The organism is Streptomyces canus (genome assembly GCF_030816965.1).
GTDB classification, from domain to species: domain Bacteria; phylum Actinomycetota; class Actinomycetes; order Streptomycetales; family Streptomycetaceae; genus Streptomyces; species Streptomyces canus_E.
Map to the genome: position 1 here is coordinate 2,526,433 of NZ_JAUSYQ010000002.1, position 20,062 is coordinate 2,546,494.

Sequence of the window (20,062 nt, forward strand, 5' to 3'; positions counted from 1 at the left end):
GGTTTGACCTGACGTGCCGCCCGCCAGAGATGAGGGAAGACCGAACGACAGGAGGCAGGCCCGTGGTGCTGGTGGTGTCCGAAGAGGTGCGCGAGGCGATCGACGCGCGTCGACCCGTAGTGGCTCTGGAGTCCACGATCATCGCGCACGGGTTGCCGCGTCCGCGCAATCTGCAGGTGGCGCTGGAGCTGGAGGACGTCGTACGGCGGCAGGGAGCCGTACCGGCGACGATCGCCGTACTGGACGGGCGGCCCCTCGTCGGCCTGGACAAGGAGCAGTTGGAGCGGGTCGCCAACGAGGACGGGATCCGCAAGCTGGGTCACCGGGATCTGCCGCTCGCGGTGGCCGCGGGGGTGAGCGGGGCGACCACCGTGTCGGCGACGGCGCAGCTGGCGGCCCTGGCCGGGGTGGAGGTGTTCGCGACGGGCGGGCTCGGCGGGGTGCACCGGGAGTGGACGACGACCCAGGACGAGTCGGCCGACCTCGGCCTGCTGGCACGCACACCGATCACCGTGGTGTGCGCGGGCGTGAAGTCCATCCTGGACGTGCCCGCGACGCTCCAGCGACTGGAGACGCTGGGGGTCGCGGTCGCCGGGTACGGGACGGACCGTTTCCCCGGCTTCTATCTGTCCGACTCCGGCTATCCCGTGGAGTGGCGGCTGGACTCCCCGCAGCAGGTCGCGGAGGTCATGCGGGCGCGGGAAGCGCTGGGCGCGCCCGGCTCTGCGCTGATCGTCGCCAACCCCGTCCCCGAGGAGGAGCAGCTGGACCCCGACTTGCACGCGCGGGTGCTCGCGGCCGCGTTGCGCGCGTGCGAGGAAGCGGGGGTCACCGGCCAAGGGGTCACGCCGTTTCTGCTGGACTACCTGGTGCGGCACACCGACGGTGCCTCGCTGAACGCCAACCTGGCGGCGGTGCGCGGCAACGTGCGGCTGGCGGGGCGGATCGCCGCGGCGCGGGCCGGGGCGTGACGACGGACGCGCTCGGTACCGCCGCGGCCGGCCGGGGTGGCGCCCTGCTGGTCGTCGGGGATGTCATCACGGACGTCGTCGCCCGGCACCGGGGGCCGCTCGCCGCGGGCACGGACACCGCCGCCGCGATCCGTACGGTGCCGGGCGGGGCAGGGGCCAACGTGGCCTGCTGGGCCGCCCGCGCGGGCGGTGCGGAGGTACGGCTGCTGGGGCGGGTGGGCGCGGACGCGGCCGCCTGGCACGAGCGGGAGCTGGCCGAGTGCGGGGTACGGCCGCGGCTCGTCGCCGATCCGGAGGCACCCACCGGGACGGTGATCTGCCTCGTGGACACGGGAGAGGCCGCCGAACGGACGTTCCTCACGGACAGCGGCGCCTCGCTGCGGCTGGAGCCGGACGACTGGTCGGACGCGCTGCTCGACGGCGTGGCGTGGCTGCACCTGTCGGGCTATCTGCTGTTCTCGGAGCCGAGCCGGGCGCTGGTGGCGGTGGCCCTGGAATCGGCACGCACGCGTGGTGTTCCGGTGAGCCTTGATCCGGCGTCGGCGGGCTTCCTCGGTGAGCTGGGAGTGGACCGCTGCCTCTCGCTGATCGAGGGGGTGGACGTCCTGCTGCCGAGCCGGGACGAAGCGTGCCTGCTCACCGGGCTGGCCGACGCGGCGGACGCGGCGGCCAAGCTGAGCCGCCACGTCCCGCTGGTGGTCGTCAAGCAGGGAGCGGAGGGTGCGGTGATCGCGCGCTCCGGCAGCGTGTACGCCCGCGTGTCCGCCGTAGCGGCGACGCCCCGGGACACAACCGGGGCGGGCGACGCCTTCACGGGCGGGTTCCTCGCGGCCCTGCTGGCGGGCGCCGCACCCGAGGACGCGGCTGCGGACGGCTGCCGGGCGGGTGCGCTGGCGGTGGAGCGGGTGGGTGGGAGACCTCCGATGCCGGACTGACGACCGACATCCCGGCGCCCCGGCTGCCGCTCCCGTCCTACGCCTTGCGGCCCCACGCCGAGATCAACGGGGCCGTGGCCAGGTCCATCGTGCCGGTGGCGACGTTGGCGAGGTGGCGGTCGATGTCCTCGTCCGTGGCGAGGCCCGCCGTGACCAGCTGCTCGCGGATCTGGCGGATCGTGGCGGACTCCAGGGCGGCACAGGCCGGCGAGGCGAGCGGGAAGTAGGCGTCGGCCGCCACCTGGCGCAGACCGGCCTCGCGCAGCAGGCGCGGGAGGGTGCGGCCGTAGGAGAGATCGGCGCCGCGGTCGGCGAGCAGCCGGCGGAACCCCTGGCGCAGCCGGTTCGCCAGTTGCTGGTCGGGGCCGCGCTCGTCGGGGCAGGTCAGGGGTTGCAGGGCGGGGTCGGCGTCCTCCAGCAGGAGCCGTCCGCCGGGGCGCAGGGACTTGATCATCGACCGCAAGGCCCGTTCCCGGTCGGGCACGTGGACGAGGACGAGCCGGGCGTGCACCAGGTCGAAGTCCTCCCCCGGCGGTTCCTCGGCGCTCACGTCGTGAACGCGTATGTCCACCTCCGGCGGGCGGGCCGCCGCGGCCAGGCGGGTGGTGTCGATGTCGGTCGCGACGACCTTTCCGGTCGGACCGACCTTCTCGGCCAGCCAGGACACCACGGACGTGCCGCCTGCGCCGACCTCCCAGCAGCGCCAGCCGGATCCGATGCCGCATCCTTCGATGTGCCGGAAGGTCGTGGGGTCGAAGAGGGTGGCGAAGGCGTCGAAGCGCTCGCCCGCCTCCGTCTGCCGGTTGTCGAGGAGATACCGGTCGGTTCCTGTCATGCCGCGATGATCGCAGTTGGCATGCTTGTCCGAAACGGACGACGCGGTCCCACGACGAGATGGCCGGCCTCCGTCCGACGAGGCGACGGCGCCGAGGCGGACGCGGATCGGTTGTCCACAGGCGGGAACCAAGCGGAACCTTCCCTGCCCACAGGCTCACCCGACGCTTACGTCGGCCTGGCAAACTGGCCCGCCAGGACGCAGACACGCGTCGCTGGGAGATCCACGCGAGGAGATCCGGATGTCCATGGCAGGGAATCTGCGAAAGGTCACGAGCCTCGGCAGCGTCGGCGGCCTGCGCAAGGTGGCCCGGCTGGCCCGGCGGCGCCCGCGCGTCGACCTGAGCCACCACGCCCGCTCCCCGCTGGGCACCTCGGTCGTCAACTGCGTGACATACAAGGAGGGAGCCCGTATCCCGGTCGACGGTGACCTGGTCGACACCGTGGAGCGGGTGCGCAAGAGCCGTGACGGCTTTGTCTGGCTCGGCCTGCACGAACCGTCGGACCATGAGTTCGAGGGCATCGCGGACCTCTTCGACCTGCACCCGCTGGCCGTCGAGGACGCGGTCGAGGCCCATCAGCGCCCGAAGGTGGAGCGCTACGGCGAGACGCTGTTCGCGGTGTTCAAGACGGTCTGCTACGTCGAGCACGAGGAGCTCACGGCGACGAGCGAGGTGGTCAACACCGGAGAGATCATGGTGTTCGCCGGCGAGGACTTCGTGATCACGGTGCGGCATGGCAGTCACGGATCGCTGGGTCCGCTGCGCGAGGAGCTGGAGTCCGATCCCCAGCAGCTCGCCAAGGGGCCGGCCGCGGTGCTGCACGCGATCGCGGACCATGTGGTCGACGACTACCTGGACGTCACCGACTCGATGCAGTCGGACATCGACCTGGTCGAGACGGCGGTGTTCGCGGACAACGGCGCCCGGGTCGACCCGGGCCGCATCTACCAGCTCAAGCGCGAACTCCTGGAGCTGAAGCGGGCGGTGGTCCCGCTCAGCCGCCCGCTCGAGGAGCTCTCCACGCGGCCGATCCATGTCGTCGCCCCGGAGATACAGGCGTACTTCCGCGACGTCTCCGACCACCTGCTGCGCGCCAAGGAGCAGATCGCCGCGTTCGACGAACTGCTCAACTCGATCCTTCAGGCCCACCTCGCGCAGGTGACGGTCTCGCAGAACGAGGACATGCGGAAGATCACGGCCTGGGCCGCGGTGATCGCCGTCCCGACGATGGTCTGCGGTGTGTACGGCATGAACTTCGACCACATGCCGGAGCTGCACTGGACGTTCGGCTACCCGTTGGTCATGGGCGTGATAGCCGTCGCCTGTGGCGTGCTGTACCGCGGCTTCCGGCGCAACGGCTGGCTGTGACCGGGGGTCGTCCGCGGGACGGTCAGTGGGTGGTGGAACTGCGTGCGTAGACGCTCTCGGCCCAGCCGGCGATCTGCTCGTCCGTCAGGTGCCGGGCCAGGTCGGCCTCGCTGATCATGCCCACCAGGCGCTTGTTCTCGATGACGGGGAGCCTGCGGATCCGGTGCTCCTGCATCTCGTGCAGGACGTCGGTGACGTCGGCGTTCGCGTCGATCCAGCGGGGTGTGCCCTGGGCCATCTCGCCCGCGGTGACCTTGGCCGGGTCGTGGCCCACGGCCACACAGCCGATGACGATGTCGCGGTCGGTGAGGATGCCGCACAGCCGTTCGTTCGCGTCACTGATGGGCAGGGCTCCGACGCCGAGCTCGCGCATGAGCTGGGCGGCGCGGTCGAGGGTCTCGTGGGCGGGGATCCACTGGGCGCCCCGGTGCATGATGTCTCCGGCGGTGGTCATGGAGTACCTCCCGGTGCCGGACGGCCGGCGCGGCGCGGACGGCACCGCAAGTCCCGGCGCCCTACATTCTCGCCGCGCCACCGGGGGCCCGCACCCGGAATCTGTCGGTGACGGCGGCCGGTCTCGGGCGGCGACGCCCCAGTCCTCGGACGGGCCCGGTCAGCCGCTCCATGCCGGGTGGCGGGGGTCGTCGGCGCGGACGAGGACGTCGGCCGTGCCGGCCGGGTCGGTTTCGTCGGCGTAGCGCTCGTAGGCGGGGAGGGTCCAGTGGTCGGGCGCGGGAGTACGGCGGCGGAGGGCGCCCTCGGAGAGGAGGACGTGGACGGTCAGGTCGAAGGGGAACCAGTGGTGCAGCAGGAGAGGGCCGTGGAGCAACAGGACGCCGCCGGGCGGGAGACGGACGTAGGGACTGCGGGTGGCGCGGTCGGTGACCGGGTCCCACAGGTCGGGCAGGACTCGGCCGTCGCCGCCGGGTTCGAGGGGGCCGAAGACCTCGCGCCAGAGAGCGCCGGTGTCGAACCAGCCGCTGTAGTAGGCCTCCAGGTCGTGGTGGCCGTATTCCAGACGGAGCGAGGCGGGGCGCAGGAAGCCCTCCATGCCGACGACGAGCGAAGGGCGGCCGCGTATGCGCAGAGCCTCAGCGACACGCTCGGCGAGTTCGCCGGGGCGGGCTGCCGGGGCGCCGTCGAGGGCGACGCGGGGCCAGGGGCTGCCGTCGGCCGGCTTCAGGTCGAGGAGTCGGTCGGCCAGCTGCTCGCCGAGCCGGTCCCAGGTGATCGCTTCGAGTCGCACACGGCCATGATGCGTCAGCCGTTGTGCCGAAGGTGTCGCGCTCGTGGACCCGGTGGGCGGCGGACAGGGGTCACCACGCCGGTTGTCCGGTGTCGGTCATGAGCGCGGCTGGGGAATGAACCCCTCATGGCAGGCCTCGTGACTTCCCCGACCCCTGGCGGACCTCTTGTCGTCCAGCCGTTGAGGAGACGGCACTGTGCGGAGTGCCGGGGCGGGCCGTTGGCGATGCTCGTCGTCGAGGGCGGGGCGCCGCGGTGTCTCGACTGCGCCGACCTCGGGCACCTGGTGTTCCTGGCGCGCGGAGACACCGCGCTCACCCGCCGCTCGCGGGAGGAGAGCGCGCTGTCGGCGGTCGTCGTGCGGTTCAACCGGCGCAAGGGGCGTTACGAACGGCAGGGCGTCCTCGTCGAGGAGGCGGGGCTGGCGCGGGCCGAGGAGCGGTGCCTGGCTGACGCGGAGGCACGGCGGCGGCGCCGGGTGCGGGACGCGCGGCGGCGGGCGGTGGAGGACGTGCGGTTCACCGAGGCGTTCGCGGCGGAGATACGGCGGTTGTTTCCGGGGTGCCCTGAGGAGCGGGCTCGGGCCATCGCCTCGCATGCGTCCCTGCGCGGCAGCGGGCGGGTGGGGCGGAGTGCCGCGGGACGAGCCTTGTCGGAGGGCGCGGTCGTGTCGGCGGTGGCGGCTTCCGTGCGGCATGTGGACACGCCGTACGACGCGTTGCTGATGAGCGGGGTGGCGCGGCATGAGGCGCGGCGGCGGATCTCGGGGAGTGTGGAGGCTGTGCTCAGGAGGTGGCGGGTGCCGGGAATGGTGGAGGAGGTGGCTCAGGCGCCGGGCTGAGGACGCCGGGACCCGGCCGCTGCGGCCCGGCGGAGACGGAGGGCCCGGCGGAACAACCGGTGTGGCGGATCTCAGGGGTTCGGGTGGGGTGGACGTTCGGTTATGAGGGTGCGCGCCATGGCCATGGTTCGAGGGGTGGGGGCGGGATTCACTGGTGGGGACGGGTGGTGCTGGGCCTGGGGCTCGGCCGGAGGCGGGAGCTGGTGTGGTGATGATCGAGGGGCCTTACTTCGGGCTGGTCGTGCTGGGGGTGCTCGGGACCGGGCTGGTGGCAGGGGTCTTCTGTGCGTTCTCGACCTTGGTGATGAGGGGGCTCGCCGAGTTGCCGCCCGCGCAGGGCGTCGCCGCGATGAACGCGATCAATGTGACCGCGCTGCGGCCGCCGTTCATGGCCGTGTTCGCGGGCTCCGCGGTGCTGTGCGCGATGATCGCGGTCGTGACGTTCGTGCTGTGGCCGGACGAGGGGACGGTGGAGTTGCTGGTGGGCAGCGCGCTGTATCTGTTCGGCTCGTTCGGGCTGACGATGGTGGCGAACGTGCCCCGCAACGACGCCCTGCTCAAGCTGGACCCGGGTACTCCGGAGGCGGCGGCGTACTGGCCGACGTACGTGCGCGAGTGGACGATGTGGAACCACGTCCGCGCGGTCGCCTCGGGCGCGGCGGCGCTGGCGTACGTGCTGGCCCTCACGTGAGCGTTGCCCACACTGTCTCCGAACGCCGAGAAAGCGCTGTCCCAGCGGCTGACCGGCACTCTGCGTGAGGGGCCGATCAGCCGTATCGTGGCGGAAAGGAGTTCCGCAGGAGTGCCGCCCGATGACGCACGGCCCACGGCGGACGCGTCGGCGTCACCAGCGCGAGCAAGGAAGACGGCCATGGCCGATCCCAAGGGATTCATGACCACACCTCGCCAGGACTGGCCTCGCAGGCCGGTCGAGGAGCGGGTCCGGGACTGGGACGAGGTGTACGTCCCCGGGGCGCTGCTGCCCATCATCAGCAAGCAGGCGGACCGCTGCATGGACTGCGGCATCCCGTTCTGCCACGACGCCTGTCCGCTGGGGAATCTCATCCCCGAGTGGAACGACCTGGTCTCGCGAGAGGACTGGCGGCAGGCCGCCGACCGGCTGCACGCGACGAACAACTTCCCCGAGTTCACGGGGCGGTTGTGTCCGGCGCCGTGCGAGACGGGGTGTGTGCTCGCCATCAACCAGCCGGCGGTCACCATCAAGAATGTCGAGGCTGCCGTCGCCGACCGGGCCTGGGAGCTCGGGTTCACGCCGCCGCGGCCACCGGACCGGTTGTCCGGGCGGACCGTCGCGGTGATCGGGTCGGGGCCGACCGGGCTCGCCGCGGCACAGCAGTTGACCCGGGCGGGGCATACGGTCGCCGTCTACGAGAAGGACGACCGGCTCGGCGGCCTCATGCGGTACGGCATCCCCGAGTTCAAGATGGAGAAGCACCATCTGGAGCGGCGGATCGAGCAGATGCGGGCCGAGGGGACGAAGTTCCGTACGTCCACGGTGGTCGGGCGCGACGTCGGGGCGGCGGAGCTCAGGTCGCGGTACGACGCGGTGGTGATCGCCACGGGGGCCACGGCGTGGCGCGAACTGGACGTGCCGGGGCGGGAGTTGGCCGGGGTTCAGCAGGCAATGGAGTATCTGCCGCTGGCCAACCGGGTGCGCGAGGGGGACCTGGCGGAGTCCCCGATGTCGGCCGCCGGGAAGCATGTCGTGATCGTGGGCGGGGGTGACACGGGGGCCGACTGTCTGGGGACCGCGGTGCGTGAAGGGGCCGCCTCCGTGACCCAGTTGGACATCTATGCGCAGCCGGGTGGTGAGCGGGACGAGGATGCCGAGCCGTGGCCCACGTATCCGAAGATCTACCGGTTGTCGGCCGCGCACGAGGAGGCCCGGGATCTGGAGACCGCGCCCGCGGCCGACGCGGACGCACGGTTGTTCGCGGCGTCCACGCTGCGCTTCACCGGGGACGGGGACGGGCATGTGCGGTCGCTGCATCTCGTCGAGGTGGACGCGGCGCGGCGGCCGGTGGCGGGGACGGGGCGGACACTTCCCGCCGACCTTGTGCTGCTGGCACTGGGGTTCTCCGGGCCGGATCGGGGGGATGGGCTCGTGGAGCAGTTGGGGCTGGGGATGGAGCCCCGGGGGACGGTCGCGCGGGATGCCGGGTTCGGTACGAATGTGCCGGGGGTGTTCGCTGCAGGGGACGCCGCGCGGGGGCAGTCGTTGATCGTGTGGGCGATCGCCGAGGGGCGGGCGGTTGCGGCGGCGGTCGACCGGTATCTGACGGGGAGTTCGCGACTGCCGGCGCCCATCGGGCCGTATGACCGGCCGATGACGGTGTAGGGCGGCGGACGGGCCGAGGGGGGCGGCGAGTCGGTACCGCTGGGGCGCGGCGTCGCGGTTGCGGGCATTCGCGGTTGCACGCCGTCGCGGCGGATCGAGGGGGCCGGCACGACAAGGAACCGCCGGACCAGTGGGGTCAGGAGAGCCGCAGGACCCAGCCGGCGCCCTCCCTCGCCTGGCGCCGCCCCTCCACCCAACGCCGTCCCTCCCCCCGCCAGAGCCACCCCTCTACCCAAGACCGACCGCTCTTCGAACAGAGCCACCCCTCAACCCAAGACCGCCCGCTCCCCGCCAGACACCACCCCTCCACCCGAGCCGGCCCCTCCACCCAACGCGCCGCCCCCTCCCCGCCAGACGCCGCTCCCTCACCCGAGCCGGCCCCTACCTCACCCCCGCTCGTCCGTCCCCGCCACCTTCGCCGTCGACAGCGCCACCCTGTTCCATGTGTTGATCGTGAGGATCAGGGACAGCACGTGGGCCAGTTCCTGCTCGTCGAAGCAGGCCGCGGCCTCCGCGTAGACCGTGTCGGGGACTCCGCCGTCGGCCACCAGCGTCACCGCCTCCGTGAGGGCCAGGGCGGCCTGTTCCTTCTCTGTGAAGAAATGACGGGCCTCTCGCCAGACCGGGACCATGTGGAGGCGGTCCTCCGTCTCGCCGGCCTTGCGGGCGTCGTTGGTGTGCATGTGGAGGCAGTACGCGCAGTGGTTGAGGTGGGAGGCGCGGATCTGGATCAGTTCCACGAGGGTGGGGTCGAGGCCCTCGCGGGCGGCCGCGTCGAAGCCGATCAGGGCCCGGAACACTTTCGGGGCGGCCTTCGCGAAGTTCAACCGAGCCGTACCTGTCACGTTCGTGTTCGTCGTCATGTGATGAACCTACGGGCCGGAAAGACCGGCTGTAGGGTGCATTTCCATGGCAGAATCGTGGGTCAATTACGCGGAGCGGATCGGCTCCGACCTGCACCTTGAGCTCTCCGGTCGGGGCAGCAAGCGGGCCGCGCTGATCCGGGCGTTGCGGGACGCCGTACGCAGTGGGCGGCTCGCCCCCGGCACCCGGCTGCCGCCCTACCGCTCGCTCGCCGCCGACCTCGGCGTCGCCCGCAACACGGTGGCCGACGCCTACGCCGAACTCGTCGCCGAGGGCTGGCTCACCGCCCGCCAGGGATCCGGCACCCGCGTCGCCGAACGGTCCCGGCCGCTCCACCCCGCCGTACGCCGGAGGAAGTCGGCCCCCCACCCACGCGCACGTTCCACCCGCCACGACCTCCGCCAGGGCACCCCGGACGCCTCCGGCTTCCCCCGAACCGCCTGGCTCGCCTCCTACCGCCGGGCCCTCCACCAGGCCCCGAACGAGGTCTTCGGCCCCGGCGACCCCGCCGGACGGCCGGAGCTCAGAGCGGCCCTCGCCGCATACCTCGCACGCGCGCGTGGCGTGCGGACGGAGCCGGACCGGATCGTCATCTGCTCCGGGTTCGCGCACGCCCTGCGACTGCTCTTCGGAGGCGGAGGCGGAGGCCGGCAGCCCCTGCGCGGCCCGCTGGCCGTGGAGGCGTACAGCCTGCCCTTCCACCGGGAGCTGCTCGCGGCCGAAGGCGTCCGGACCGTGCCACTCCCCCTCGACGAACACGGCGCACGCGTCGACCGGCTGACCCGCGAGCGGGCCGTCCTGCTCACACCGGCGCACCAGTTCCCCACCGGCGGTCCACTGCACGCCGAGCGCCGGGCGGCGGTGGTCGACTGGGCACGCGCGCGTGGCGCGGTGGTGCTGGAGGACGACTACGACGGGGAGTTCCGCTACGACCGCAAGCCTGTCGGCGCCCTGCAGAGCCTCGACCCCGAGCAGGTGATCCTGATCGGCTCGGTCAGCAAGAGCCTGTCGCCCGCGGTGCGGCTGGGGTGGATGGTGCTGCCCGAGCGGTACGTCGGTGAGGTACTCGCGGCCAAGGGCGAGCGGGAGGCCTGGGCGAGTGTGCTCGACCAGCTGGCCCTCGCCGACCTCATCGTCTCCGGGTCCTACGACCGTCACGTACGGCAGATGCGGCAGCGGTACCGCGGCCGTCGGGACCGGCTCGTCGCCGCGCTGGCCGAGCTGGCGCCGCACATCGAGGTCAGCGGGGCCGCGGCGGGGCTGCACGCGGTGCTGCGGCTGCCGCCGGGCACCGAGCGGTCCGCCGTCAAGGCCGCGATCTGGCAGGGCGTCGCGCTGGACGGGCTCGCGGAGTTCCGTCACCCGGACACGGACATGCCGGCCCACGACGGCCTGGTCGTGGGGTATGCGACACCTTCGGAGCATGCGTACGCGGCGGCGCTCGAGGCACTGTGCGGGGCGCTGCCACCGGGCGAGACGCAGGCGTCGTAGGAGACAACGGCATCCGCTGATCCCCCTGGGGCTGATCCCCCTGGGGCCTGCCCCCCGAGGAGCCCCACGCGTCCGCTCCTGCCCGATCTCCCCCGGGAACTGTCCGAAAGGCGGGAGTCGGCCGTACCGGCACCATGGCGGCGTCGTATCCCGTGAAGGCCGGTGAGCAGTCCTCGGCGTCGACGGTCCGGCGCAATGTCGCAGTCGGACCGCCGTCGATCGAGCAGATCTCCTACGGCCTGAACCTCGGCCCCGACAAGGCGGAGCAGCCACCGCTGTCGGTGGTGGCCGTCAGCAGGCTGGTGGATGCCCCACGGCGCATGGCGTCCTGGTTCTGAGTGTGCCTCCGAGATACGAGTCGCACATCCGCGGGATGCGGCTTGTTGGTGTCCATCTCAACCATTAAGTGATTACCGATCAATTGAGCACTGAGGTCAGGAGAGCAGGAAGTCGGCCACCCCCGCCTTCGCGCCCTCGATGAACGCGGTCATCTCGTCGGTGGTGTAGATCAGCGCCGGCCCGTCCGGATCGGTGGACTGGCGGACGGCGATCCGGCCGTCGGCGAGCTTCATCGCCTCCAGGCAGTTGCCGCCGTTGCCGCCGCTCCACGGCTTGTGCCAGCCTTCGCTCCCCAACTCCCGGGCGGGCATGCCGTTGTAGACGGGTAGGCGCGGCTTGATGCGATTCATTCACAGCTCCTTGCGGAGATCCCGGAGGATCTCCTTCGTGCGATGTGCCGTAGCGGCCTGCGCCGCCATGCGGTCCATGACCTCGAGATGGGTCGCCACCTCGACGCGCGCGTCCAGATAGATCGCGCCGGTCAGGTACTCGCTGTAGACCATGTCCGGAAGTTCGGGCACGGCGAATCGGAAGAGCACGAAGGGCCCGTACGTGCCGGGGTGCGGCCCGTTGGCGAACGGGGCGACCTGGAGCGTCACGTGGGGCAGCTTCGTTGCCTCGAGCAGTTTGTCGATCTGGGCACGCATCACCTCCGGGCCGCCGACGGGGCGGCGCAGCACGGTCTCGTCCATGACGACCCACAACCGGGGCGCGTCCTGACGGGTGAGCAGTCCCTGCCGTTCCATGCGCAGGGCGACATGGCGCTCGATGTCCTCGGGGCTGGTCTGGCCGATGGCGCCCGAGCGCAGGACGCCACGCGCGTAGTCCTCCGTCTGCAGCAGACCGGGGACGAAGTGCGGCTCGTACTCGCGGATGAGCGCGGCCGCGCCCTCCAGGCTGACGTGCATCGAGAACCAGCCGGGCAGCACGTCATGGAAGCGCTGCCACCAGCCGGGGCGGTTGGCGTCCTCGGCGAGCTGGACGAAGTCCTCGGCCTCCTGGTCACTGACGCCGTAGGCCTTCAGCAGGAGCTGGAGGTACGGGATCTTGAGCCCCACCTCGGCCATCTCCATACGGCGGACGGTGGCGGGGGCGACACGGAGGATACGGGCGGCTTCTTCGCGTTTGAGCCCGGCACGTTCCCGCAGGTCCAGCAGGCGTCGGCCGAGGACGACCTGGCCGACCGTCGGCGCGGACCGCGGTTCGCTCACGCTCCACCTCCACGAAGTCATGTACGGGCGCCAGAGCCACCAGCATGCTGACAGCCCAGCGGCGCCATTCGAAGACCCAACTCGAAAATCTGTACGGATACGAATACCGCTGCGTACGGATCTCCGGTGATCCCAACTGGCGCCGCCCAAGATGCTGTTGCGAGCAGTGTGCCACGGCCTCTCACCACGTCACACAGCACTCTGCATTTTTCAGAGTGACACTTGCCAAGTGTTCACGACGGGGCGATAGTGGCAAGCGTGATTCCGTCCCCGCCCTTAGGAACAGACGCTGCCGTAGGCCACCCCCCGGGTCTCGGCGCTGTCGCGGCAGAAGGGCCCGACAGGGCTGCTGCCCGGCGCCGGTTCCGTTTCGAGCTGGCCGCGCATCCGGGTTCTCCCGCGCAGGCCAGACGCCTGACGAGGGCGCGGCTGACCCATTGGGCGGTCTGCGAGGACACCTGCGACTCGGCCGCCCTGGTCGTCTCCGAGCTGGTCACCAACGCCATCGTGCACACCGCGAGCAGCCGTGTGGTCTGCGAGCTGCACGACGATGACGACCTGGTGCGGATAGCCGTACGTGACGAGGGCTGCGCGCCAGGTGAACCGCACCCGTCCCCGCAGCGCGGCGAAGAGGAGCACGGGAGGGGACTGCTCCTCGTCGACTCCCTCTGTCACGCGTGGGGCGCCCATGAGCACGGCCCCGGTCTGCTGGTCTGGGCGGAGCTGCCGCGCAAGGCGGACGCACCCCGCGAGGACACCGGCCCGCGCAACGATCTGGGCTGGGGAGCCCGCCCCAAGCCGGTTCCCTCCGGGGGATCGGGCCAGGGGGACGAGGCCGAGGAGCATCACAGAGCGGCACCCGTGGGGGAAGCGCGCGATCACGGAGCGGGCGCGGGCGCATGGGCGTGAGCGGCGGATCCGGCGGCCAGGTGCTGACCATGGATACGCTGGTCCGCCTCGGCCGCGGGCTGCGGGCGCCGGGGACGCCGCGCAGGCTGGCCGTTCCGGAGGGGATGACGGTGCCGCTGGGCTGCGACGCGGTCGGGGTGCCGGTGCAGTTGAGCAGAGAGCTGGTGACCCGGTTGCCGCGGGTCGGGTGTGTGTACGCCGACGACACGCACTGGTGGTGGATCGTTCCTGCCGACTCCGACTACGCGCTCGAATGGCCCAGGCCTGCCCAGTACGCCACCGGGGCGGTTGTTCCGGACGCCCCGGTGGTGCCGTCTCTTGTCCATCGGGCTGAGGGGACGTTGCCGTACACGCCGCCGATACCGCTGTATCTGGCGTTGTGCCGGCTGACGGGGACGACTCCTGGTTGGTCGAGGCCGGTCAGTTCTGCCGGGTAGGCCGCCTTTCGGCGCGGGCCTGCGGGGCCGACCGCGCCCGCGCGGCGGAGCCGCATAGTGACGCAGCCCCGCGCCCCTTCGCGGCGCGTTGTACGCCCGCGTGTTTTCTCCGCCCCCTTTTGCGCCCTCCCTCCATGCGCCCCGCCGCCGCCATAGTGGCCCCGTCCAGGATCGGGGGAGGTCTGCGGTGGGGAAACGGCGTGACACTGAGCAGCCCGGAGTCTCCGAGTCGGAGCGCCTGCTCTTCGGGGGGCCGCTGAGGTACGACACGGGCTGGAACTCCCACTCCGACGCGTTTCTGGAGCTGGGGTTCCGGGCCATGGTGGGGCGGCTGCCGTCGCTGTTGTCGGCGAGTCTCCGGCTGGCCTGGGAAGCGGACCGGCGGGCCGCGCGGACCGTGCTGGCCGCCGAGGTGACCCGGGGTCTCGCGCAGGCGGTGAGTCTGCTCGCGGTCAACAGTGTGCTGGGCCGGCTGATCGGCGGGGGCGCGCTGGAGGACCGGCTGCGAGGGGCTGTGCCCGCCTTGGTCACCATGGCCGCCGTGATGCTCCTCGGGGCGCTGTTGCGGGCCGCGTCGACGCATGCCACCGGACGCCTCGAGCCCAAGGTGGAGCGGGTGGCGACCGAGCGGTATCTGGAGCGGGCGGCCACCGTCGAGCTGGCCGCGATCGAGGACCACGCCTTCCACAAGCTGCTGGACACCGCGCAGTACGGCGCCACCTCGGCCCGCCGGATGATCTCGTTCGCGACGCGGGTGGTGAACGCGATGATCTCGCTGATCGCGGCGGCGGGCGTGCTGACCGTGCTGCACCCGGCGCTGCTGCCGCTGCTGGTCACGATGACGATCCCGAGCGGCTGGGGCGCGCTGACCATCGCGCGCCGCCAGTACGAGTCCTTCCACACCTGGGTGCAGCACGTGCGGGCGGGCCGCCTGCTCGGCGCCCTGCTGATCGAGCCGGAGGCGGCGCCGGAGATCCGTGTCCACGGGGTGGGGCCGTTCCTGCTCAGGCACTACCGCGCGATGGCGGAGACGGCGGAGGCGGAGCAGGCCCGACTGGCCCGGCTCGCGGCCCGGACGGGTCTGATAGCGGCGGCCTGGACGGGCCTGGCGACGGTGGCGACGTACGCGACACTGGGCGGGCTGCTGCTGGCGGGCGCGATGGCGCTGTCGGTGGCGGGTACGGCCGTGATCGCCGTGCGCACCGGCTCGCAGAGCCTGAACACCCTGGTCATCGAGATGAACGCGCTGCACGAGGAGGCCCTGTTCGTGGGCGACCTCCAGCGGCTCTACACGGAGGCGGCCGAGCGGGCGATCCCGGAGGGTGGGGCCGCGCTGCCGGACGAGCCGCGGGAGATCCGCTTCGAGAACGTCTCCTTCTCCTACCCGGGCGACGCGACCCACCCCGCGCTCGACGACGTGACCCTCACCCTGCCGCTCGGCAAGATCGTCGCGCTGGTCGGGGAGAACGGCTCCGGCAAGACCACCCTGGTCAAGCTGCTCGCGGGGCTGTACGCCCCCGACCGGGGCCGGATCCTGTGGGACGACCTGGACGCGGCGCACGCGGACCGGCAGCTGCTCGCCGAGCGGGTCGCGATGGTCGCCCAGGACTTCAAGCGGTGGCCGTTCACCGCCCGCGTCAATGTGGCGGTGGGCCGCTCCTCGGTGCCGCTCACCGAGGAGCGGGTGTCCGGCGCGGTCGCCGAGGCCGGAGCCGGGGAGGTGCTGGCCGATCTGCCGCGCGGCCTGGACACCCTGCTGGCCCGCAACTTCAGCGGCGGGCACGAGCTGTCCGGCGGGCAGTGGCAGCGGCTCGGGATCGCCCGCGCCGCCTACCGGCGCGGGCGCATCCTGATCGTGGACGAGCCGACGGCCGCCCTGGACGCACGGGCAGAGCTGGAGGTCTTCGAGAAGATCCGCGCCCTGGCCGGCACCGGTCAGACGGTCGTCCTGATCACCCATCGGCTGGCGTCCGTACGCCACGCGGACCTGGTGCACGTCCTGGAGCAGGGCCGGCTCGTGGAGTCGGGCACGCCCGACGAGCTCCTCGCCTCCGGTGGTGTCTACGCGGAGCTGTACTCGCTCCAGGCCGAGCAGTTCACGGCAAAGGTGCCCGCCAAGGAGGCGGGCTGACCTCACGCGACAACGTCTACCGCTGCCTCTCCACTGCGGACGATCACCAGGAACGTGTCCGACGCGAGATCCATGACGACCTCCGCCGGCAGCCCCTCAAGACGCCTCGCCTGCGCGAACTCCTCCGCCGGCCACGATCCGCGCGGCCCGCCAGCGGGAAAGCGTTCGAGCACTGTTCGCCCGTTCACCACCCTGCACCTCCAGAAAGCGTTGCACTCCCCGTAGGAGCGCTTGTAGGAGTTAACGCCTTCCAGGGCCCGAAAGCCTCGGTGAGTTGCCGTACTGAGACGTAGCCGACACAGATTCACCCCGGAGTGTGAGGGTCCCGTCACCGTGCGACGACATCACCCACCCTCCGTGTCAGATCTCGTACTCTCCGTGATACCTCATGCGTACGCTGCCCGCAGGCGCCCCGAGAGCGGACGCGCGCCCCTTGGGTTCCTCCCATTCCCCCTGCCGTCCCAGTGCGGCGAGGTCGGGGAAGCTGGTGGTCGAGCCGAGTCCGTCGAGGCCGCGTTCATAGGTCGAGTAGGTGTGGAAGACCCGGTCAAGGTCGCGCAGGAAGCAACTGATGCCGGGTCGCTCGGCCGGTTCGCCGTCGATCTCCAGGGTGGCCTCGAAGTCGTGGTCGAAGTCGCCGCCGTACGACGAGTACCAGGGCACGGCCCATCCCATCCGCGCCTTGAACGGCAGGATCTTCGTATACGGCGCTCTCGACACGGCCGCGAATGTCGTCCCCCGCGCCTTGAGATGGGCCAGGTGTCCGATCTGGTCCAGGAAGGCGGAGCAGCTGCGGCAGCCCGCGTCCCATTCGGGCGCGAACATGAAGTGGTGGACGACGATTGGCCGCGCCCCTCGAAGAGGTCGAGCAGGGTGGCCTTGCCGTCACCGCCTTCGAAGACGTACTCCTCCTCGACCTCGACCGTGGGAAGCCTGCACCGCTCGGCGTTGAGGGCGTCCCGCGCGCGTGGCCGCCTTCTCCCTGACCAGCAGCTCCGCGCGCCATTCGTCCGGAGAGACGATCTCCGGAAGCGCCATGAGGTCCCTCCTGTGCAACGGTCCGTTCGAGGTGGTGACCGTGGGGGGGAACTCATCGCTGTCGCGACACATTCCTGGACGGGTTTGATGGGACGGGTCGAAGCTGTGCTGGGACGGGTTGACTCAGTACGACACCTGGAGCGCGAGCAGGCCCCGGGCGCGCAGGGAGGTGCGCCACCTCGGGGTGGGCTCGGCGAGCGCGAGATCCGGGAACCGTTCCAGCAGCGCGGCCAGGGCGATCTCGGTCTCGGCACGGGCCAGCGGGGCGCCGAGGCAGTAGTGGATGCCGTGGCCGAGGGCGAGGTGGCCGGAGGCGTCGCGGGCGAGGTCCAGACGGTCGGGGTCGGGAAAGCGGTCGGGGTCGCGGTTGGCGGCGGACGGGGAGACCCAGACCGTCTCGCCCGCGGGGACGGTGACCCCGCCAATGGTGACGTCCTCCACGGGGAAGCGGCGGATGGCCAGCAGGGCAGGGCCCTCGTAGCGGAGGAACTCCTCGACGGCCGCGGGGAGCCGGGTCGCGTCCTCGCGCAGGGCGGCGAGCTGTCCGGGGTGCTGGAACAGGGCGAGCACCGCGTTCCCGATCAGCTGCACGGTGTTCTCGTACCCGGCGAAGAGGATGAGGAAGGCCAACGACATCAGCTCGTCCTCGCTGAGCCGGTCGCCCTCGTCGCGGACGGCGATCAGATCGGAGAGCAGGTCGTCCGCGGGTGCCCGGCGCTTGTCGGTGAGGAGCCGCGTGAAGAAGCCGAGCATCGACACGACCGCCTCCTTGGCCGCTGTGGGTCCGGCCGCCGGGTCCGGCGCGACGAGGGTGTCGGTCCACACCCGGAAGTCCAGCCGGTGCTCGTCCGGAATCCCGAGCAGGTCACAGATGACCGTGATCGGGAGGGGCGCGGCGTAGGAGGCGATGAGATCGGTGGTCCCGTGGGAACCGAGCGCGTCGAGGAGCCGGTCGGCGGTGCGCCGGATCGGCCCGCGCAACTGTTCGATCCGACGCGGGGTGAAGGCCCGCCCGACCAGCCGACGGATCCGGGTGTGGTCCGGCGGATCCATGTTGAGCAGGTTGGCGTCGAGCGCGGGCGGCAACGAGAACCCCTTGTACGTCCCCGCCGTGGCGTACCGCTTGTCCAGCGACAACCGCGGATCGGCGAGAGCCGCCCGCACGTCGTCGTACCGCGTGACGATCCAGGCGGGCGTCCCGTCGGGCCCGGCGATCCGATGCACGGGCGCGGTGTCGCGCAGGCGCCGGTACACGTCGTAGGGGCGGTCGAGGAGGTCGTCGGCGGGGTCCATGGGCGTCAGCCTAGCGGCGCGGAGATCATGGGCTGCCCGACTCGGTGACCCCCTGGGCGAGTTGACCGACGACGTCCACGACTCCGTGCCCGAAGGCGGTGGGAGCGATCAGAATCCCGAAGACCAGCACGATGGCCACGGTCAGCTTCTCGTCGTTCCGACTGCGCGCATGCGTTCGCCGACGCAACCGCAGCACGATGATCACAGCGAGCAGTACCGCGACGTCGATCGTCAGCTCCACTGGGCCGGTCCTCCCCGTCAGACAGGTGCGCTCCGGCTTTCATGTGTAGCGTGAAACCATCCCTCGCAACCGCCCGGTCACCGACGGTTGGCGCCAAAACGCTTCTCTCAGGCCGGATTTCAGGTGTTGTAATCCTGGATCCGTTTGCCATGGCTCCGGTCCAGCAGTCCGGGCATCCGCTCCCCCAACTCCCTTACGACCGCGCCCACATCAACAGTGAGCAGCTCCCGGTCCCGCATCAGCACACGGCCGTCGACGATCGTCGTACGCACGTCGGAGGAGCGGGCGCTGTGGACCAGGGTGGCGGCGAGGTCGTGGACGGGCTGGGTGTGCGGGCCGGTGAGGTCGACCAGGATGATATCGGCACGCCGGCCGGGGGCGATGCTGCCGACGACCTCACCGAGGCCGACGGCGCGGGCGCTCTGGAGGGTCGCGTGGTGCAGGGCTTGACGGGACGTCAGCCAGCGCGGGTCACCGGTCGTCGACTTCTGGATCAGCGCGGTGAGCGCCATCGACTCCCATACGTCGAGGGAGTTGTTGGAGGCGGCCCCGTCCGTGGCGAGTCCGACGGGGATTCCGATGTCGTGCAGGGCGCGCACGGGCGTGGTGGTGGGCCAGGCGAACTTGAGGTAGCCGCGGGGGGCGGTCGCGACAGCCGTACGGCCGACGGCACTTGCGAGAATCGGCAGGTCCCTGTCGAGGATGCCGGTGCCGTGCGCGATCAGGACGTCCGTGTCGAGGATCCCGGTGCGCCGCAACACCTCGATGGGCGTCACACCGTGCCGGGCGAGGCTCGTCTCGGCCTGGTCGCGGTTCTCGGCGGCGTGGAGATGGACGGGGAGGCCGTGCTCCAGGGCGAGCGAGGCGGTCGCGGTGAGGTCGCTGTCGTCCACGGTGTAGGGCGCGTGCGGGGCGAGCGCCGTGGTGATGCGGCCACCGGCGCCGCCGCGGTGCCGTAGAGCGAACTCCAGGGACTTCTCCCGCCCTTGGGGCCCCTGCGAGGAGAAGTACGCCTCCCCGAGACGCGCGGATGCCGCACTCCTCGACGACCGCGGCGACGGCGTCCATCGAGAAGTAGTGGTCGGCGAAGCAGGTGACACCGCCCCGGATCATCTCGGCGCAGGCCAGCCGTGCCCCCAACTCCACATCCTTCTCGGTGAGGTTGGACTCGATCGGCCAGACGACGTCGTTGAACCACTCCTCGGTCGGCAGATCCTCCGCGACACCGCGCAGGGCGACCATGGGCGCGTGGGTGTGGCAGTTGACGAGCCCGGGAAGGGCGATCTGCCCCCGCCCGTCGATGCGCTCCGCCGCGGGCAGTTCCTCGGCCTGCGCACTGCTGATCACCGACTCGATGACACCCTCCCGTACGACGATCGCGGCGTCGTGCACGAACCCGACCTGCTCATGATCGTCGTGCGCCAGCACCGTGCACGGGGTGATGATGAGACCTGCGGGGGAAGGCGTCATACAGGCACCGTACGACGCGGTCCTGCCCCCCCAGTGGGTGAACGGCGCATCCCGTCGCCGCTCTGTCGCGGCGGCGCGGGCAC

At 71.5% G+C, this 20,062-nt stretch carries 20 protein-coding genes and 2 pseudogenes; 11 read left to right on the forward strand and 11 right to left on the reverse strand.

The window, feature by feature from the left end; translation table 11 throughout:
* The first annotated feature begins 62 nt into the window (after positions 1–62).
* Positions 63–971 (forward strand): pseudouridine-5'-phosphate glycosidase, encoded by a 909-nt coding sequence (locus QF027_RS12615; RefSeq protein WP_307074531.1) that lies wholly within the window; start codon positions 63–65, stop codon positions 969–971.
* Positions 968–1,906, forward strand: coding sequence for a carbohydrate kinase family protein (locus QF027_RS12620; protein ID WP_307074533.1), 939 nt, complete (start codon positions 968–970; stop codon positions 1,904–1,906). The genes QF027_RS12615 and QF027_RS12620 overlap by 4 nt, the downstream gene beginning before the upstream one ends.
* 37 nt (positions 1,907–1,943) lie before the next feature.
* Here QF027_RS12620 and QF027_RS12625 read toward each other — a convergent pair whose 3' ends face one another.
* A complete protein-coding gene (locus tag QF027_RS12625; protein WP_306983064.1) occupies positions 1,944–2,741 on the reverse strand; it encodes a methyltransferase domain-containing protein in 798 nt (265 codons plus the stop codon).
* Positions 2,742–2,982: 241 nt separating this feature from the next.
* On the opposite strand from QF027_RS12625, the gene QF027_RS12630 reads away from it, so the two are divergent.
* The gene (locus tag QF027_RS12630) at positions 2,983–4,110 is read left to right on the forward strand and encodes a magnesium and cobalt transport protein CorA (protein WP_306983062.1); all 1,128 of its coding nucleotides are present in this window, start codon (positions 2,983–2,985) and stop codon (positions 4,108–4,110) included.
* Between the two features lie 22 nt (positions 4,111–4,132).
* Here QF027_RS12630 and QF027_RS12635 read toward each other — a convergent pair whose 3' ends face one another.
* A complete protein-coding gene (locus QF027_RS12635; protein WP_059206142.1) occupies positions 4,133–4,564 on the reverse strand; it encodes a CBS domain-containing protein in 432 nt (143 codons plus the stop codon).
* 159 nt (positions 4,565–4,723) lie between these two features.
* Complete coding sequence (locus tag QF027_RS12640) at positions 4,724–5,356, reverse strand: uridine kinase (protein WP_307074535.1); 633 nt, start codon at positions 5,354–5,356, stop codon at positions 4,724–4,726.
* 126 nt (positions 5,357–5,482) lie between these two features.
* Here QF027_RS12640 and QF027_RS12645 point away from each other — a divergent pair, with 126 nt between their 5' ends.
* The 3 genes from QF027_RS12645 to QF027_RS12655 all read left to right on the forward strand — a co-directional run bounded on the left by QF027_RS12645 (position 5,483) and on the right by QF027_RS12655 (position 8,555).
* On the forward strand, positions 5,483–6,196 hold the full coding sequence (locus QF027_RS12645) for a DUF2293 domain-containing protein (RefSeq protein ID WP_307074537.1): 714 nt from the start codon (positions 5,483–5,485) through the stop codon (positions 6,194–6,196).
* A 211-nt stretch (positions 6,197–6,407) separates the two neighbouring features.
* The gene (locus QF027_RS12650) at positions 6,408–6,887 is read left to right on the forward strand and encodes an anthrone oxygenase family protein (protein WP_307074539.1); all 480 of its coding nucleotides are present in this window, start codon (positions 6,408–6,410) and stop codon (positions 6,885–6,887) included.
* 180 nt (positions 6,888–7,067) lie between these two features.
* Positions 7,068–8,555, forward strand: coding sequence for a glutamate synthase subunit beta (locus QF027_RS12655; RefSeq protein ID WP_307074541.1), 1,488 nt, complete (start codon positions 7,068–7,070; stop codon positions 8,553–8,555).
* Positions 8,556–8,941: 386 nt separating this feature from the next.
* Here QF027_RS12655 and QF027_RS12660 read toward each other — a convergent pair whose 3' ends face one another.
* Positions 8,942–9,418: a carboxymuconolactone decarboxylase family protein gene (locus QF027_RS12660; protein WP_266566245.1), complete on the reverse strand. Its 477-nt coding sequence runs from the start codon at positions 9,416–9,418 to the stop codon at positions 8,942–8,944.
* 46 nt (positions 9,419–9,464) lie between these two features.
* Between QF027_RS12660 and pdxR the strand changes: the two genes are divergently transcribed.
* Together pdxR and QF027_RS12670 are read left to right on the forward strand one after the other, a co-directional pair.
* On the forward strand, positions 9,465–10,910 hold the full coding sequence (gene pdxR / locus QF027_RS12665) for a MocR-like pyridoxine biosynthesis transcription factor PdxR (protein WP_307074544.1): 1,446 nt from the start codon (positions 9,465–9,467) through the stop codon (positions 10,908–10,910).
* Between the two features lie 134 nt (positions 10,911–11,044).
* Positions 11,045–11,248, forward strand: coding sequence for a hypothetical protein (locus tag QF027_RS12670; RefSeq protein WP_307074546.1), 204 nt, complete (start codon positions 11,045–11,047; stop codon positions 11,246–11,248).
* Between the two features lie 96 nt (positions 11,249–11,344).
* Here QF027_RS12670 and QF027_RS12675 read toward each other — a convergent pair whose 3' ends face one another.
* Together QF027_RS12675 and QF027_RS12680 are read right to left on the reverse strand one after the other, a co-directional pair.
* Positions 11,345–11,599 carry a DUF397 domain-containing protein gene (locus QF027_RS12675; RefSeq protein ID WP_007381290.1) on the reverse strand — a complete coding sequence of 85 codons (255 nt, stop codon included), beginning with the start codon at positions 11,597–11,599 and terminating at the stop codon, positions 11,345–11,347.
* The gene (locus tag QF027_RS12680) at positions 11,600–12,460 is read right to left on the reverse strand and encodes a helix-turn-helix domain-containing protein (RefSeq protein ID WP_307074548.1); all 861 of its coding nucleotides are present in this window, start codon (positions 12,458–12,460) and stop codon (positions 11,600–11,602) included. It abuts the gene before it with no gap.
* Between the two features lie 249 nt (positions 12,461–12,709).
* On the opposite strand from QF027_RS12680, the gene QF027_RS12685 reads away from it, so the two are divergent.
* The 3 genes from QF027_RS12685 (at position 12,710) to QF027_RS12695 (ending at position 15,937) form a co-directional block, all read left to right on the forward strand.
* Positions 12,710–13,369 (forward strand): ATP-binding protein, encoded by a 660-nt coding sequence (locus tag QF027_RS12685; protein WP_306983043.1) that lies wholly within the window; start codon positions 12,710–12,712, stop codon positions 13,367–13,369.
* Positions 13,360–13,806, forward strand: coding sequence for a hypothetical protein (locus QF027_RS12690; protein WP_306983040.1), 447 nt, complete (start codon positions 13,360–13,362; stop codon positions 13,804–13,806). Before QF027_RS12685 ends, QF027_RS12690 begins: the two co-directional genes overlap by 10 nt.
* A 187-nt stretch (positions 13,807–13,993) precedes the next feature.
* Entirely contained in the window at positions 13,994–15,937 is a 1,944-nt protein-coding gene (locus QF027_RS12695) for an ABC transporter ATP-binding protein (protein ID WP_306983038.1), read from the forward strand.
* Positions 15,938–15,939: 2 nt separating this feature from the next.
* Here QF027_RS12695 and QF027_RS12700 read toward each other — a convergent pair whose 3' ends face one another.
* From QF027_RS12700 to QF027_RS12720, 5 genes and pseudogenes are all read right to left on the reverse strand, one after another.
* On the reverse strand, positions 15,940–16,125 hold the full coding sequence (locus tag QF027_RS12700; RefSeq protein ID WP_306986736.1) for a hypothetical protein: 186 nt from the start codon (positions 16,123–16,125) through the stop codon (positions 15,940–15,942).
* Between the two features lie 172 nt (positions 16,126–16,297).
* A pseudogene (locus QF027_RS12705) lies at positions 16,298–16,975 on the reverse strand (DUF899 domain-containing protein).
* A 123-nt stretch (positions 16,976–17,098) separates the two neighbouring features.
* Complete coding sequence (locus QF027_RS12710) at positions 17,099–18,268, reverse strand: cytochrome P450 family protein (protein ID WP_307074550.1); 1,170 nt, start codon at positions 18,266–18,268, stop codon at positions 17,099–17,101.
* 25 nt (positions 18,269–18,293) lie between these two features.
* Entirely contained in the window at positions 18,294–18,509 is a 216-nt protein-coding gene (locus tag QF027_RS12715; protein WP_306983033.1) for a hypothetical protein, read from the reverse strand.
* Positions 18,510–18,628: 119 nt separating this feature from the next.
* A pseudogene (locus QF027_RS12720) lies at positions 18,629–19,979 on the reverse strand (amidohydrolase).
* Between the last annotated feature and the right edge of the window lie 83 nt (positions 19,980–20,062).

Coding starts and splice junctions, on each gene's coding strand:
- QF027_RS12630 (WP_306983062.1), top strand. CDS start 2,983: ATGTCCATGGCAGGGAATCTGCGAAAGGTCACGAGCCTCGGCAGCGTC.
- QF027_RS12625 (WP_306983064.1), bottom strand. CDS start 2,741: ATGACAGGAACCGACCGGTATCTCCTCGACAACCGGCAGACGGAGGCG.
- QF027_RS12645 (WP_307074537.1), top strand. CDS start 5,483: ATGGCAGGCCTCGTGACTTCCCCGACCCCTGGCGGACCTCTTGTCGTC.
- QF027_RS12690 (WP_306983040.1), top strand. CDS start 13,360: ATGGGCGTGAGCGGCGGATCCGGCGGCCAGGTGCTGACCATGGATACG.
- QF027_RS12635 (WP_059206142.1), bottom strand. CDS start 4,564: ATGACCACCGCCGGAGACATCATGCACCGGGGCGCCCAGTGGATCCCC.
- pdxR (WP_307074544.1), top strand. CDS start 9,465: ATGGCAGAATCGTGGGTCAATTACGCGGAGCGGATCGGCTCCGACCTG.
- QF027_RS12660 (WP_266566245.1), bottom strand. CDS start 9,418: ATGACGACGAACACGAACGTGACAGGTACGGCTCGGTTGAACTTCGCG.
- QF027_RS12650 (WP_307074539.1), top strand. CDS start 6,408: ATGATCGAGGGGCCTTACTTCGGGCTGGTCGTGCTGGGGGTGCTCGGG.
- QF027_RS12675 (WP_007381290.1), bottom strand. CDS start 11,599: ATGAATCGCATCAAGCCGCGCCTACCCGTCTACAACGGCATGCCCGCC.
- QF027_RS12655 (WP_307074541.1), top strand. CDS start 7,068: ATGGCCGATCCCAAGGGATTCATGACCACACCTCGCCAGGACTGGCCT.
- QF027_RS12710 (WP_307074550.1), bottom strand. CDS start 18,268: ATGGACCCCGCCGACGACCTCCTCGACCGCCCCTACGACGTGTACCGG.
- QF027_RS12670 (WP_307074546.1), top strand. CDS start 11,045: ATGGCGGCGTCGTATCCCGTGAAGGCCGGTGAGCAGTCCTCGGCGTCG.